Origin of the sequence: Vibrio sp. ED004 (assembly GCF_023206395.1) — a bacterium.
Classification (GTDB): Bacteria; Pseudomonadota; Gammaproteobacteria; order Enterobacterales; family Vibrionaceae; genus Vibrio.
On sequence record NZ_CP066149.1, the window covers coordinates 1,672,985 to 1,687,057 of the forward strand.

Below are 14,073 nucleotides of genomic sequence, written 5' to 3' on the forward strand. Positions count from 1 at the left end.
CCTTCTTGTGAGAACGAGGCTCCGACACAAAGCGATGGTCTATTAAGCTATGGTCAACTTTCGTCCGATATTATTAGTGATAGGGTTAGTGTTATCAAAACTCGCCCTTTTCATGTACATCCCCACATTGGTTGCCTTCTTTACTGGCACCGGTGGCTTCCTCGAGTTTGGTCAATCAGTGGTGATCACGCACATCGTCGCGTTCATCTGCTTGAGTTTGGGTCGCTCCGCTAAGTTTCGGCTTGGGGTGCGGGATATGTTCCTTATCACCTCTCTAGTGTGGACAATAGCCAGTGCCTTCGCCGCGCTGCCATTTGTGTTCATCAACCATATCAGCTTCACTGACGCCTACTTTGAAACCATGTCCGGTATTACTACGACAGGTTCCACGGTACTGAGTGGCTTAGATAGCATGGCGCCAAGTATTCTATTATGGCGCTCTATACTGCAATGGTTAGGTGGCATCGGTTTCATCGTTATGGCGGTAGCCGTTCTACCAATGCTCAACGTCGGTGGTATGCGCCTGTTCCAAACCGAGTCTTCCGATTGGTCAGATAAAAGCAGCCCGAGAGCGAAAACCGTCGCCAAGAACATCGTAGCGGTTTACCTGGTATTAACAGGCTTGTGCTTGGTGAGCTATCTGTTTGCAGGCATGAGCGTGTTTGATGCCATCAACCACTCATTCACTACGCTTTCTACAGGCGGTTACTCAACCTCAGACGGTTCTATGAACCACTTCTCCAACAGCGCTCACTGGGTGGGCACCGTGTTCATGTTCTTAGGTGGCCTACCATTCCTACTCTTTGTCAGTGCGCTGCGCGGTAGAAAGCTCTCTATCCTCTACAAAGATGCCCAAGTGAGAGGCTTCGCTTACCTTTTCTTAGTCACCAGTGCGGTGATCTCCACATGGCTAGTGGTCAGGGATGGCTACACAGTATTGGATGCACTACGTGTCTCGATGTTCAACATCGTATCGGTTGTGACTACCACAGGTTTTGGCTTGGAAGACTTCACAGCGTGGGGCGCTCTGCCAACCACCTTGTTTGCCTTCCTGATGATGGCGGGGGCTTGTTCAGGCTCAACCTCTGGTGGTATCAAAATCTTCCGCTTCCAGATAGCGATGACTATGCTTCACAAACAGATGATGAAGCTGATTCACCCATCAGGCGTATTTGTTCAACGCTATAACCAACGTCCTGTCAGCGACGACATCGTGCGTTCATTGGTAGCGTTTGGTTTGATGTTCTTTATTACGATTATCTTAATTGCTGGTGGCTTGAGTGCGATGGGTTTAGACCCAATCACCAGTATCTCAGGCGCTATTACTGCAGTTGCCAACGTTGGCCCAGGTATGGGCAGTGTGATTGGCCCGACGGGTAACTTTGCTCCACTGCCAGACGCCGCTAAGTGGTTATTGAGCCTAGGTATGTTGATGGGAAGGCTTGAGATACTGACACTGATCGTTCTATTCTTCCCAGCCTTCTGGCGACGCTAATTGCACGAATATTTAAGGAAACAGAGATGAAATCATACCTACTTATCGCAAGCGCACTGCTGAGCAGTTCAGCCTTCGCCGACCAGTTGGTGACTCTACCTGATGGTAAAGAAATTTTACTGAAAGACGATTTCACATGGCAATATCATAGTAAGATCTCATCTGACGGAGAGCCTGCACTAAAAAGTATTCCGATAGCCAAAAGTACGCGCGGGACTACAATCACGATTGGTGATACAAAACCAAGCTTACAGGTTTCTAAATCAGGTGTGGATGTTTTGATTGGGGCTGGACTCTACGAAAATGAGCAGTTGATTCTACCGATATCTATTACTAACCAGAGCACGCAAGCGGTAGTGTTAGTAACCTTAAAAGTTACGGTCTATTCACCAACGGGTGAGCTACTTCATCAAGAAAGCATTAATACATGGCAATCTATCAAACGTATGGCAGACACTTACCTTCGTCCACAAACTTCTGCCGAAGGTAAGTACTTAGCAATTGATGTTGATAAGTACCCGGAATATAAAATCGATGTCGAGATTACCGACGTTTCAACACGTTAGAAGTCTATCGTAGTAACGCTAAACCGGAGTCACGTACAAGTAGATAGCGAAGAAATGGCAAGCGCAGCCCGCCAACACAAACAAGTGCCAGATGGCATGATTATATGGGATGCGTTTTGCCACATAGAAAATCACACCCAGCGAGTAAATCACACCACCGAGTGCTAGTAGCACCAAACCACCCATCTCGATATTCATCGCCAGTTGATATACCACAATCAACGACAACCAACCCATCGCCAAGTAAGTCACCAATGACAAACGCTTAAATCGGTAGACGAAGGCAATCTTCATAATGATGCCCACCAGCGCGATTCCCCAAATTACCGCCATCAAGCCCATCGCCAATGGTGTTCTTAAACTCACCAATAAAAATGGCGTGTAGCTGCCCGCGATCAGTAAGTAGATCGCACAGTGATCGAGGGTTTTCAGTAGGCGCTTAGTCTTTTCTGTGGTGATCGAGTGATAAAGCGTGGAAGCGAGAAAGAGTAGGATAATACTGCTGCCATACACCGCCATGCTCGCAATAGTCAGCATGTCGGCTTGATGGTCAAACGCACGAATCAGTAGCAGAATCAAACCAACCAAGCCAAGCACAACACCCAAGCCATGAGTTATCGCATTAGCGCGTTCTTCGATGTTGCTGTATTCGCTCGCCGATGATGCAGACATGAGTATCCTACTAGAGTAAATGTTCAATTGACCTAGTATTGCACATTAAGCTTACACGTGTAAGCTTAAATTTTTATGACATCTTTTATGACATCAATGACGCCTAAACTGTGTGATGAGACTGTGCTCTCTAAAGCTAAAGAACCAAAGGGTCAACTAAGAGGCGCTATCTAGATACTCAAGTACCATCTTGCCAGCTTCTTCCGGAGAGGTATCCAATGGCACACTCAATTGACGCTGTAACTGACCTACTCCCAATAAACTCGCCAACATGCCTTTTGCACCGTCGCGATTACGGTCTATCTCAAACCAAAGCTTAAGCTCCGTTTCATCACGATGAGCAACAACCTCAAGTTCACGCCAGCGGCCATGATAAGGCCCCGTCGTCGGAACAAACTCAAACTCTTGAACAAACGGCAGTTCAAAGCCTTCTACCGCTTCACATTCCACTTGGCGGATACGCAGGCCATGAGCTTCAAGTTCGTTGAAAATACCATCGAGGAGTGCATCAGGACGAACCGTTAAGATGTCTTTATCCGATGGATCAATCGCCATCGCAATATCCAAGCCAGTTTCAAGCCACACTTTTGAGTCACCAATCGTGACCGGTGTATTCAGCGGGACATCAAATTCACACTCAAAATCACGAGTTTCACCTGGTTGAATAACAAAAGCATACGGTAGGCTCCATTTGGCCAACGAGTATATTTGGTGCATTCGGCGTTTATGACCGCCCTCTTGTCTCTGGGAATTCATGGTGACTTCTTTGACATAGCGGCAACATAAATTGAGATCGATATTGTCGATCTCTTGTGGTTGAGCGCCACCATAGACATGCACAATAATGCTCGCCTTCTTGCCTGGATAAAGCACTTCCTGTTGCAATACAGAATCCACCTTGGCAGATCCAATTCCAAAACTTGCTAACGTTTTCTTTAAGAACGACATATGCACCTCCTTTAAAGCATCATCTTAAGCCTGAAAGAGGTTCAAACTCAAATATACTGCTCACACTATTTTAGCTCTAATATCGTTTAATTATCACTCAAGCGTCGATTGATAACTTAGATAGTGATAATCTAAGCCTTGATATGCATGCATATCATTATCCTGATTTATTTTTCGGATTGGCGAAAGCCAGACGAGTGACGCTTCAAGTAATTGAAGTGAAGCTCATGATAAATCAGGCCATTAGATTGGCAATGGATATGCCTGACCGTTAGGTAAATTAATGCGCCCAACAGCTGTCAGGTTCTCGCACACCAACCGTAGTGCGATGCGTCGTCGTAGTGGCTTTGTTGCTGCTCCAACGGCTAAGAAATTGGCTCCTACAATGACTCTAGTTCAGAAGACTGCTTTATTGGCACCGACTGCAACAAAAGTAATTAAAGCCGCTTAACGAAAAGCGCAGTTTTTACTGCGCTTTTTTCTTGCCCGCTCTCATATTGAAATGTGTTTACACATTGGTATTCCCTATCCGATTTGATACCTTAGCCACAAATCATTATAAAATTTGTGGAGAAATAAAGTATGAAGTGTCATCGCATTGAAGAACTGCTGGAACTGATGGAACCTGAGTGGCAGAAAGATCAAGAGCTTAACCTATTAGAATTCATCATTAAGCTATCAAAAGAAGCGGGCTACCAAGGCAAGCTTGAAGAACTGACTGACGATGTTCTTATCTATCACCTAAAAATGCGCAACAGCGAAAAAGATGAAATGATCCCAGGCCTGAAAAAAGACCAAGAAGATGATTTCAAAACCGCGATTCTAAAAGCGCGTGGCATCCTTTAACAGCTTAAATGCGTTAAAGCTTAATTGCCTTATCAATAAATTGCTCAATTCTAAAAAGCGACCTCTGGTCGCTTTTTTGTTTCTGTTCGCTATTTTTTCGTCATAACTGTTATGACTTTTGTTGTTAAAGGTTGATAGCGTTAAAGAAATGAGAACAAGATTGTCGCTATAATCGCCATCCATAAGAATCTTCTAAAATAATAAGAGTGAGTGCGATAACAACAAATGCACCAAGCTCAATTTCAACAGGTTCTCTAAACCATACTTTCAAGTAATGTCGTCATGTCCGATTTAACCGGGCAAATAAGCCACAAAAAGGATAGTCCATGAGTCAGGATAAAATCGATATCAAAGATGTGACTCCTAAAACCTTTAACCCAAAAACACATAAAGGTAATGGAGATCGATTTAACCCAAGTAACCGAATCTACGTTCGAGAAAGCAAAGGTAAATTCCAACAACTGCGTCGCTATGGCGGTTGGTTCTTACTTTTACTTTTTGCGCTTATCCCATGGATTCCATTTGGTGAACGCCAAGCGATCTTGCTCGATATCGGCAGCCAACAGTTCAACTTCTTTGGCACAACGTTATACCCACAAGATCTGACCCTACTCGCGATCCTATTTATGATTGCCGCGTTTGGCTTATTCTTCATAACCACCTTCTTAGGCCGTGTCTGGTGTGGTTATTTATGCCCACAAACCGTCTGGACCTTCATGTACATCTGGTTCGAAGAGAAACTGGAAGGTGCTGCCAATAAGCGAAGAAAACAAGACTCGGGCAAACTGACGAGCAATTTAATCCTCAGAAAAACCCTCAAACACATTGCGTGGTGGGCGATTGCCATTGCGACCGGCTTAACCTTTGTTGGTTACTTCATCCCAATCAAAGAGTTAGTGGTTGGCTTCTTTACCTTAAACTCGACTTTCTGGCCTGTGTTTTGGGTATTGTTCTTTGCGGGCTGTACCTATGCCAACGCAGGTTGGATGCGCTCGATTGTTTGTCTGCACATGTGCCCTTACGCACGTTTCCAGTCGGCAATGTTCGATAAAGACACCTTCATCGTTGGTTACGACACAGAACGTGGTGAAAGCCGCGGCCCTCGTTCTCGTAAAGCCGATCCAAAAGAGCTTGGCCTTGGTGACTGTATTGACTGTAATTTATGCGTTCAAGTCTGCCCGACAGGTATCGATATTCGTGACGGCTTACAATACGAATGCATTAACTGCGGTGCGTGTATTGATGCCTGTGACAACACCATGGAGCGTATGGGCTATGAAAAAGGCCTGATCAATTACACCACCGAGCACAGACTTGAAGGTCACTCGACCAAGGTAATGCGTCCCAAGCTGTTGGGCTATGGCGCCATCTTGATAGTGATGCTGGGCTTGTTCTTCGCCCAAATCGCGAGCGTTGATCCTGCCGGCCTAAGTGTTCTGCGTGACAGAAACCAGCTGTTCAGAGTCAATAACCAAGGGTTAGTTGAAAATACCTACACCTTGAAAGTGATCAACAAGACTCAACAAGAGCAAGAGTACAAACTCGATGTTAGCGGACTGCCCGATTCTATCTGGTATGGCAAACAGACGATTACTGTCGATCCAGGCGAGGTTTTGAACCTACCTATCAGTTTAGGCGTCGACCCAGAAAAACTGAGCTCACCAGTTTCGACAATTCAGTTTATACTCTCGGATAATGAAGAGTTTACGATGGAAGTCGAAAGCCGCTTTATCAAGAAGCTCTGATACCCGCACCTTAGTGCTTGGTATAACAACCCAATAAATGGAAAAAGGCTCAGTAATGAGCCTTTTTTATTCTATGACGATGCAAGCCTTTAACTTTGATAACCTGACTCCTGACTTCATGTGGTACGCACTGGAGAGCATCGGAGTTCGCGCTGAATCCGGGCTTCTCGCTCTCAACAGTTACGAAAACCGTGTCTATCAGTTCACCGATGAAGACCGTAAGCGCTACGTCGTTAAGTTTTATCGTCCGCAACGCTGGGACAAAGCACAGATCCAAGAAGAGCATGACTTCGCACTCGAGCTTATCGAACAAGAGATGCCGGTTGCTCCTCCAATGCGAATCAACGGTGCAACCTTACATGAATACCAAGGCTACCTATTTGCACTATTTGAAAGTGTCGGTGGCAGGCAGTATGAAGTGGATAACTTAAACCAATTGGAAGGTGTAGGTCGCTTCCTTGGCCGAATTCACAAAGCAAGTGCAGGCAAAACATTCCAGCACCGCCCGACTATCAGCTTAGATGAATACCTTTATCAGCCACGTAAGATTCTAGAGAACTCTCAGTTTATCCCGACGCACCTAGAAAATGCGTTCTTCAATGACGTTGACCTTCTGATCAAAGAGCTAGAAAGCCAGTGGCCAAGCAACATTGACAATATCCGCCTGCATGGTGACTGCCACCCAGGCAATATCTTGTGGCGCGATGGGCCAATGTTCGTCGACCTTGATGACGCACGTAACGGTCCTGCGATACAAGATCTGTGGATGCTGCTTAATGGCGAACGTCAAGATAAGCTGATGCAACTGGATATTTTGCTAGAGAGTTACCAAGAATTTTGCGATTTTAATACCGCACAACTGAAACTAATCGAACCACTACGCGGTCTACGTATGGTGCATTACATGGCATGGTTGGCGAAACGATGGCATGATCCTGCGTTTCCTTTGGCCTTCCCATGGTTTAATGACCCGAAATATTGGGAGCAACAAGTACTTGCTTGTAAAGAGCAAATTGCTACCCTGCAAGAGCCACCACTTTCGTTAATGCCTCAGTGGTAACAGCAATCGCAACATATAACTAGATAAAAATTCAAACATAATGGAGATTGGATAAATGAAAAAGCTATTCGCATTTTTCTCATTGATCATGTTGAGCCTTTCAGCTCACGCTGCGAAATTTAACGAAGGTGAACACTACAAAGTTCTCGACCTAGAAGCATCAAAAAAACCAATGGTGACAGAGTTCTTCTCTTTTTACTGCCCACACTGTAATAGCTTTGAGCCAATCATCCAACAGCTAAAACAACAGCTACCTAAAGACGCTAAGCTACAGAAGAACCATGTTTCATTCATGGGGGGCAACATGGGTCTGCCAATGAGCAAAGCTTACGCGACCATGATTGCACTGAAAGTGGAAGACAAAATGGTGCCAGTGATGTTTAACCGCATCCACACAATGAACAAACCACCACGTGATGAAGAAGAGCTGCGTCAAATCTTCCTAGACGAAGGTATTGATGCGAAGAAGTTCGATGCTGCGTATAACGGCTTTGCAGTAGACTCTATGGTTCGTCGCTTCGACAAAGCATTCAAAGACAGCGGCCTTTCAGGTGTACCAGCTGTTGTGGTTAACAACCGCTACCTAGTAGAAGCTCAAGGTATCAACTCTCTTGATGAGTACTTCGAGCTCGTGAACTTCTTATTGAAGAAGTAAGTCATTGATGAAAGGAAGCTTCGGCTTCCTTTTTTTTGCTAGTTCAAAAATCATCATTGATAAATAATAAGCCAGAAAACGCAGTGCTTTACTGATATTAATAACCCGTCCTAAGAATCGGTGGGCAAGGAGCCCTTAAATGAAAATAAAAATAACTCTCTTGGCATTAAGCGTTGCGGCTTCTCCTGCTTTTGCCAAGCTTGCAGACCAACAAGGTTTCAGTGGTGAAATCTCTATCAATACCGGAGTCGCCTCTTCTACCTCAAACTTTAATACCGATGCTGATAGCAATCTTTCATCTATAAATCAGAAGGCTTCTTCAGAAAGCTCGTTTCTTGTCGCCCCTTTAGGCAGTGTTGCTTATACCTTTGGTGAGAAGCTAAATCACCAGGTTTACACGGGTACCGCTCGTGATGACGTAGCTACGGGTACTGTTGTGCTAGAAGTTGGTTATAAATACCAGCTTGAGTCTGGCATGGTGATCGACGCGTCACTGCTGCCAACCATTATGTCAGGTGAGACCTGGGCTGATCCGTACAACACCACATCAGCTCGTACGAAGACCGATGAAACTGGCAATGCCTTTCGTTTGAAACTAAGCAGCATTGCGGGCTCAGCTTTTTCACTAGACATGGCTTATGCGACTAAAGATGTCGACAAGGATGATATTCAAGAGCAAGAGCTCAAACGAGATGCAAATACTCTCTATTTGAAAGGTCAATATCGCCTGCCATTAAGTCGTACCATGATGCTTATTCCATCTATCATCTACCAAACACGTGATGCAGATGGTAAAGCTGAGTCTTACGACCAATTCGGCGGTGAGGTAAGCTTGTTTGGTGGCATGGGGCGTCACCAGTACGCACTAACGGCGGGTTATAACCAACGCTCTTACGATGCCAGCAACCCTATCTACGACAAGAAACGCAGCGACGACAATATCAACCTATTCGCTGCCTACGAGTATGACCAATTCATGGATTGGGAAAACTGGTCGTTTGTTTCACTGGCGGGCTACGGCACCAGCGACTCGAACATTACCTTCTACGACGAGTCTCAATATATCGTTTCAGTTGGCTTGAACTACAAGTTCTAACCTTAGCGAGTATGAACTGCAATCCAACGAAAGCCTGCATCTAAGCAGGCTTTTTTCTACTTGCTAGACAGCTTGTGCCGTGAGTTGTTTCAACAATCGATCCATCGCTCGATAGCCAAGCGCTTCTGATAGATGTTTCTTTTCGATCTGCTCGTTACCGTCAAGGTCGGCAATGGTTCGTGCCACCTTAATGATTCGATGATAAGCACGAATCGATAAACCCAATCGGTGCAACGCCGTTTCCAGAAACTCAGCATCCTCACGTCTTAATGGGCAATACTTCTCAATTTCTCGGCTACCTAACAGTGCATTCGATTTATGGTTTCGAGATAACATCAACTCTCGCGCCTGCCTGACCCTTTGCTTAACTACTTGAGTCGTTTCACCGCGGTCGCCACCTTCGGCTAACATTCCTTTTGGCAACAGAGGGATCTCTAAAGACATATCGAATCTATCCAACAATGGTCCGGATAAGCGATTGAGGTAACGAAGGATGATCTGTGGGTTTGCGCGAGCTTGATTTCCCTCGTAATAACCTGTCGGGCTAGGGTTCAATGCACCGACTAATTGAAAGCGCGCAGGAAAACGAGTCTTACCCGCCGCGCGCGAAATAATTATCTCGCCCGACTCTAGTGGCTCTCGCAGTGAATCAAGCACTTTACGCTCAAATTCGGGCATTTCATCCAGAAACAGTAAGCCATTGTGGGCCAGAGAGATCTCTCCAGGGCGAGGTACCGAACCACCACCCACCAATGCCGCCATCGAACTCGAATGGTGAGGCGATCGAAAAGGTCGTTGCTTCCAGTTGTATTGATTAATCTCTTGTTGCGTTAACGAAGCCACCGACGCGGTTTCCATCGCCTCGTCATCACTCATTTCAGGTAGCAAGTCACGCAGTCGAGAAGCGAGCATGGTCTTGCCTGTTCCGGGCGGGCCAAGGAACAGTAAGTTGTGGTTCCCAGCAGCGGCTATCTCCAGAGCTCGCTTGCCTTGTTGTTGGCCGATAATATCTTGTAGGTCGCGAAGCACTGAAACATCAGCCTGATGATGTTCCGTTCTATATAGACCAAGCTGAGCCTGACCACACATATCCGCACAAACCTCCAACAAGGTTTGTGCAGACTTATGTGCCCCTTTCCCGACTAGGGCTGCCTGATCGCCATTGTGATGAGGTACCACCAAGCATCGCTCAACACTATCCGCCGCTAATGTAGCTGGTAGAACTCCTTTAACCGAGCGCAACTCACCCGACAGCGCCAGCTCACCAATAAACTCATGTTGAGCTATTTTTGATGTGGGTAACTGGTCCGACGCAACTAAAATCCCAAGCGCGATTGGCAAGTCAAACCGCCCGCCTTCTTTCGGTAAATCTGCAGGAGCTAAGTTAACCGTGATTCTTTTGGATGGAAACTCAAAGCGAGAATTGATGATCGCGCTTCTCACTCGATCTTTAGATTCCTTGACCGTTGTTTCTGGTAAACCCACCAACGTAAAACCGGGCATTCCATTGCTGATATGCACCTCTACGGTCACTTCTGGAGCCTCTACACCCACACTAGCTCGACTATGAATTATCGCGAGTCCCATAACTTTCCTTTGTCTTTGATTTAAAAGTATTCGCCCTGGATATTCATTGCTCACCAAAGCGATAAGGTTGTTATATAGCGTGGTGGAATGGTGTTTTAATGTGAAAAAAGAATGACATTTTCCTTGTCATGCAGCAGATTTGTGTGATAACACTAGAGATGTAGACATTTACTGAAGACAATAAACGAGAAAACTCGAATATTATGATTTTTAACGCTCGCATTTACGCACTGATTAACCTGATTATCGTAGTCATTATTAAGACTGCGCGGGGGCGAGTGGGAAGAAAGTAACCACGAATTAGAAAAAACCCCCGCACTGACAAGTCCGGGGGTTTTTTCTAATTTAAACATTCGATTTTTATATTTTTGAGCATTTTCGGCTTTGCCGATTTACAGGAAGAATGGGAGCACAAGATGTGCAGAGACAAAGGAAACAGTTACCAAAATAAAGGTAATACGGGAGAATTCCGATGAAAGGCGCAGAACTAGTCGTATCCGCACTCAAGCAACAAGGAATTGAGACCGTATTTGGTTACCCAGGTGGTGCCATCATGCCAATCTACGATGCACTCTATGACGGCGGGGTTGAACATATCCTATGTCGCCATGAGCAAGGCGCTGCTATGGCCGCGATCGGCATGGCTCGAGCAACACAAGATGTCGCTGTTTGTATGGCAACATCTGGCCCAGGTGCTACCAACCTAGTTACAGGCCTTGCTGATGCCTTTATGGACTCTATCCCAATGGTTGCCATCACAGGTCAGGTTGCAAGTTCCCACATTGGTACCGATGCATTCCAAGAAATGGATGTAATTGGTATGTCTCTGTCATGTACTAAACACAGCTACCTAGTAACTGATATTGAAGATCTTGCTCCAACCCTCGCAGAAGCGTTTGTGGTAGCAAAGTCTGGCCGTCCTGGCCCGGTTATCGTCGATATAGCGAAAGACGTTCAACTAGCAGAAGCACCCGTTAACACTCTTCCTGAATTTACTCCACCCGCAATTCCTGTTGCGACAACTGATGCCATTGAACAGGCACAGTACTTTTTGTCTCAAGCGACCCGTCCTGTTTTATACGTAGGTGGTGGTGTTCAACTTGCTAAAGCAACCGATGCGGTTCGCGAGTTTTTACGCCTTAACCCAATGCCAGCGGTAAGCACGCTGAAAGGCTTGGGGACTATCGAACGTGACGACCCACACTACCTTGGTATGCTGGGTATGCACGGCACTAAAGCCGCTAACCTTGTGGTTCAAGAGAGCGACCTATTGATTGTTGTCGGTGCTCGTTTTGATGACCGAGTAACCGGCAAACTCGATACCTTTGCACCGCACGCTAAAGTTATCCATATCGATATCGATGCCGCTGAGTTCAGCAAACTGCGTCTTGCCAATGCGCCAATTCGTGGTGACATCAACAAGATCATGCCTCAACTAGAGTTAAGCCAAGACATCTCCTCTTGGGTTCACCACTCTGAAGGCCTTCGTAGCTCATTCAAATGGCGTTACGACCACCCTGGCGATCTGATCTTTGCTCCACTGCTGTTGAAGCAACTTTCAGACATGATGCCAGCAAGCTCTATGGTTTCGACCGATGTGGGCCAACACCAAATGTGGGCTGCTCAGCATATTCAGCCTCGCGATCCACAGAACTTCATTACCTCTGCCGGTTTAGGCACCATGGGCTTTGGCTTGCCAGCTGCAATGGGTGCATCGGTTGGGCGTCCTGATGACCAATCTATACTTATCTCTGGTGACGGCTCGTTCATGATGAACATCCAAGAGCTTGGCACATTGAAGCGTCGTCAGATCCCAGTGAAGATGGTACTGCTTAATAACTCTCGTTTGGGCATGGTTCGCCAATGGCAATCGCTGTTCTTTGATGGCCGCCACAGTGAAACTATCTTAGATGACAACCCTGATTTCGTGATGCTCGCGAAAGCGTTCGATATCCCAGGAAAAACCATCACTCGTAAAGAAGAAGTAGAACCAGCATTGAAAGAGATGCTAGAGAGCAAAACCGCTTACCTACTTCATGTTCTTATCGATGAAGAAGAAAACGTATGGCCACTAGTACCGCCAGGTGCTTCAAACAGTGAGATGTTGGAGAACACATAACATGAAAAGATACCTATTAGACATCAAAGCCGATGATAAGCCTGTACTACTAGAGCGTGTTCTTCGTGTTATCCGCCACCGTGGCTTCATTGTTAAGCAAGTTGCGGGCACTCAAAACCACGAAAGCAAAGTGGCGAGTGTTGAGATCATCGTCGACAGTGACCGTCCGATCTCTTTCTTGGTAAACCAAATCGAAAAGCTGTGGGATGTGCGTACCGTTGACGTCATTTCTATCAGTCGTAATGAACTGCCAAACAACAACTTACAACAAAAGATAAACGCATAAGGAACCGCAAACATGACAGCTAAAACAGCAGACTATATTTGGTTTAACGGTGAAATGGTTCCTTGGGCAGAGGCGAACGTTCACGTCCTGACTCACGCAATGCACTACGGTACTTCTGTGTTTGAAGGTGTTCGTTGCTACAACACACCAAAAGGGCCGGTTATCTTTCGTCACCCTGAACATGCTAAGCGCCTAAAAGACTCAGCAAAAATCTACCGCTTCCCTATTCCTTACACTGAGGAAGAAATTATGGAAGCGACTCGCGAAACGCTACGCCAAAATAAGCTAGAGTCAGCGTACATCCGCCCTCTAGGTTTCGTAGGTAACGTTGGTTTGGGTGTCTGCCCGCCAGAAAATACTGAAATGGAATTGATCATCGCTGCTTTCCCTTGGGGTTCTTACCTAGGCGAAGAAGCGCTAGAAAATGGCGTTGATGCGATGATTTCTAGCTGGAACCGTGCTGCTCCAAACACGATCCCAACCGCAGCAAAAGCCGGTGGTAACTACCTATCTTCACTACTGGTTGGTGGTGAAGCTCGTCGTCATGGTTACGATGAAGGTATCGCACTGAGTGTTGATGGCTACCTTTCTGAAGGTGCTGGCGAAAACATCTTTGTAGTACGTAATGGCATTCTATCAACGCCACCAGCAACCAGCGCAATTCTGCCGGGTATTACTCGTGATTCGATCATGACACTAGCAAAAGACATGGGGTATGAAATCCGTGAAGAGAACATTGCTCGTGAAGCCCTGTACCTTGCTGACGAAGTCTTCATGACAGGTACAGCAGCAGAGATCGTTCCGGTTCGCAGCGTAGACAAAATTACAGTAGGTGAAGGCAAACGCGGTCCTATCACTGAAAAAGTTCAAGCAGCTTACTTTGGTTTATTCAATGGCACTACTGAAGATAAGTGGGGTTGGTTAGATTATGTTTACCCAGCAGACCAAACTTCAGAAAACCAAACGCAAACAACTAAGTAAGCAACAGCCAAATATTT

The 14,073-nt window shown here is 46.0% G+C and carries 14 protein-coding genes; 11 read left to right on the top strand and 3 right to left on the bottom strand.

Going from position 1 to position 14,073, the window contains the following annotated elements; translation table 11 throughout:
* The first annotated feature begins 49 nt into the window (after window positions 1–49).
* Entirely contained in the window at window positions 50–1,495 is a 1,446-nt protein-coding gene (locus ITG10_RS07555; protein ID WP_026084319.1) for a TrkH family potassium uptake protein, read from the top strand.
* 26 nt (window positions 1,496–1,521) lie between these two features.
* The gene (locus ITG10_RS07560; protein ID WP_017631534.1) at window positions 1,522–2,061 is read left to right on the top strand and encodes a DUF3157 family protein; all 540 of its coding nucleotides are present in this window, start codon (window positions 1,522–1,524) and stop codon (window positions 2,059–2,061) included.
* 18 nt (window positions 2,062–2,079) lie between these two features.
* On the opposite strand, the gene ITG10_RS07565 is transcribed toward ITG10_RS07560, so the two are convergent.
* Together ITG10_RS07565 and ITG10_RS07570 are read right to left on the bottom strand one after the other, a co-directional pair.
* Window positions 2,080–2,733, bottom strand: a complete 654-nt coding sequence (locus ITG10_RS07565; RefSeq protein ID WP_017631535.1) for a hemolysin III family protein — start codon at window positions 2,731–2,733, stop codon at window positions 2,080–2,082.
* Window positions 2,734–2,889: 156 nt separating this feature from the next.
* Window positions 2,890–3,681: a sporulation protein gene (locus ITG10_RS07570; protein WP_017631536.1), complete on the bottom strand. Its 792-nt coding sequence runs from the start codon at window positions 3,679–3,681 to the stop codon at window positions 2,890–2,892.
* Between the two features lie 283 nt (window positions 3,682–3,964).
* Here ITG10_RS07570 and ITG10_RS07575 point away from each other — a divergent pair, with 283 nt between their 5' ends.
* The 6 genes from ITG10_RS07575 (at window position 3,965) to ITG10_RS07600 (ending at window position 9,083) form a co-directional block, all read left to right on the top strand.
* The gene (locus ITG10_RS07575) at window positions 3,965–4,132 is read left to right on the top strand and encodes a hypothetical protein (RefSeq protein ID WP_004735761.1); all 168 of its coding nucleotides are present in this window, start codon (window positions 3,965–3,967) and stop codon (window positions 4,130–4,132) included.
* A gap of 131 nt (window positions 4,133–4,263) precedes the next feature.
* Window positions 4,264–4,527, top strand: a complete 264-nt coding sequence (locus ITG10_RS07580) for a YihD family protein (RefSeq protein ID WP_017631537.1) — start codon at window positions 4,264–4,266, stop codon at window positions 4,525–4,527.
* Window positions 4,528–4,853: 326 nt separating this feature from the next.
* Window positions 4,854–6,272, top strand: coding sequence for a cytochrome c oxidase accessory protein CcoG (gene ccoG, locus ITG10_RS07585; RefSeq protein WP_017631538.1), 1,419 nt, complete (start codon window positions 4,854–4,856; stop codon window positions 6,270–6,272).
* 73 nt (window positions 6,273–6,345) lie between these two features.
* The gene (locus ITG10_RS07590; RefSeq protein WP_017631539.1) at window positions 6,346–7,332 is read left to right on the top strand and encodes a serine/threonine protein kinase; all 987 of its coding nucleotides are present in this window, start codon (window positions 6,346–6,348) and stop codon (window positions 7,330–7,332) included.
* Window positions 7,333–7,387: 55 nt separating this feature from the next.
* Window positions 7,388–7,987, top strand: coding sequence for a thiol:disulfide interchange protein DsbA/DsbL (locus ITG10_RS07595; protein WP_017631540.1), 600 nt, complete (start codon window positions 7,388–7,390; stop codon window positions 7,985–7,987).
* A 139-nt stretch (window positions 7,988–8,126) separates the two neighbouring features.
* Window positions 8,127–9,083, top strand: coding sequence for a DUF2860 domain-containing protein (locus tag ITG10_RS07600; protein WP_017631541.1), 957 nt, complete (start codon window positions 8,127–8,129; stop codon window positions 9,081–9,083).
* Window positions 9,084–9,146: 63 nt separating this feature from the next.
* Here the strand turns inward: ITG10_RS07600 and ITG10_RS07605 are convergent, their stop codons facing one another.
* Complete coding sequence (locus ITG10_RS07605; RefSeq protein ID WP_017058783.1) at window positions 9,147–10,670, bottom strand: YifB family Mg chelatase-like AAA ATPase; 1,524 nt, start codon at window positions 10,668–10,670, stop codon at window positions 9,147–9,149.
* A gap of 472 nt (window positions 10,671–11,142) precedes the next feature.
* Here ITG10_RS07605 and ilvG point away from each other — a divergent pair, with 472 nt between their 5' ends.
* The 3 genes from ilvG to ITG10_RS07620 are packed head-to-tail and all read left to right on the top strand — an operon-like array spanning window position 11,143 to window position 14,056.
* Window positions 11,143–12,789: an acetolactate synthase 2 catalytic subunit gene (gene ilvG / locus ITG10_RS07610; RefSeq protein WP_017631542.1), complete on the top strand. Its 1,647-nt coding sequence runs from the start codon at window positions 11,143–11,145 to the stop codon at window positions 12,787–12,789.
* Between the two features lies 1 nt (window position 12,790).
* On the top strand, window positions 12,791–13,075 hold the full coding sequence (ilvM, locus tag ITG10_RS07615; RefSeq protein ID WP_017055442.1) for an acetolactate synthase 2 small subunit: 285 nt from the start codon (window positions 12,791–12,793) through the stop codon (window positions 13,073–13,075).
* A 12-nt stretch (window positions 13,076–13,087) separates the two neighbouring features.
* Complete coding sequence (locus ITG10_RS07620; protein WP_017631543.1) at window positions 13,088–14,056, top strand: branched-chain amino acid transaminase; 969 nt, start codon at window positions 13,088–13,090, stop codon at window positions 14,054–14,056.
* The last annotated feature ends 17 nt before the right edge of the window (window positions 14,057–14,073 follow it).

Excerpts from the sequence above, each read along its gene's own strand:
- ITG10_RS07620 (WP_017631543.1), top strand. The coding sequence starts at position 13,088 with ATGACAGCTAAAACAGCAGACTATATTTGGTTTAACGGTGAAATGGTT.
- ilvG (WP_017631542.1), top strand. The coding sequence starts at position 11,143 with ATGAAAGGCGCAGAACTAGTCGTATCCGCACTCAAGCAACAAGGAATT.
- ITG10_RS07560 (WP_017631534.1), top strand. The coding sequence starts at position 1,522 with ATGAAATCATACCTACTTATCGCAAGCGCACTGCTGAGCAGTTCAGCC.
- ITG10_RS07575 (WP_004735761.1), top strand. The coding sequence starts at position 3,965 with ATGCGCCCAACAGCTGTCAGGTTCTCGCACACCAACCGTAGTGCGATG.
- ITG10_RS07590 (WP_017631539.1), top strand. The coding sequence starts at position 6,346 with ATGACGATGCAAGCCTTTAACTTTGATAACCTGACTCCTGACTTCATG.
- ITG10_RS07580 (WP_017631537.1), top strand. The coding sequence starts at position 4,264 with ATGAAGTGTCATCGCATTGAAGAACTGCTGGAACTGATGGAACCTGAG.
- ITG10_RS07600 (WP_017631541.1), top strand. The coding sequence starts at position 8,127 with ATGAAAATAAAAATAACTCTCTTGGCATTAAGCGTTGCGGCTTCTCCT.
- ITG10_RS07605 (WP_017058783.1), bottom strand. The coding sequence starts at position 10,670 with ATGGGACTCGCGATAATTCATAGTCGAGCTAGTGTGGGTGTAGAGGCT.
- ITG10_RS07570 (WP_017631536.1), bottom strand. The coding sequence starts at position 3,681 with ATGTCGTTCTTAAAGAAAACGTTAGCAAGTTTTGGAATTGGATCTGCC.
- ITG10_RS07565 (WP_017631535.1), bottom strand. The coding sequence starts at position 2,733 with ATGTCTGCATCATCGGCGAGCGAATACAGCAACATCGAAGAACGCGCT.
- ITG10_RS07595 (WP_017631540.1), top strand. The coding sequence starts at position 7,388 with ATGAAAAAGCTATTCGCATTTTTCTCATTGATCATGTTGAGCCTTTCA.
- ITG10_RS07555 (WP_026084319.1), top strand. The coding sequence starts at position 50 with ATGGTCAACTTTCGTCCGATATTATTAGTGATAGGGTTAGTGTTATCA.
- ccoG (WP_017631538.1), top strand. The coding sequence starts at position 4,854 with ATGAGTCAGGATAAAATCGATATCAAAGATGTGACTCCTAAAACCTTT.
- ilvM (WP_017055442.1), top strand. The coding sequence starts at position 12,791 with ATGAAAAGATACCTATTAGACATCAAAGCCGATGATAAGCCTGTACTA.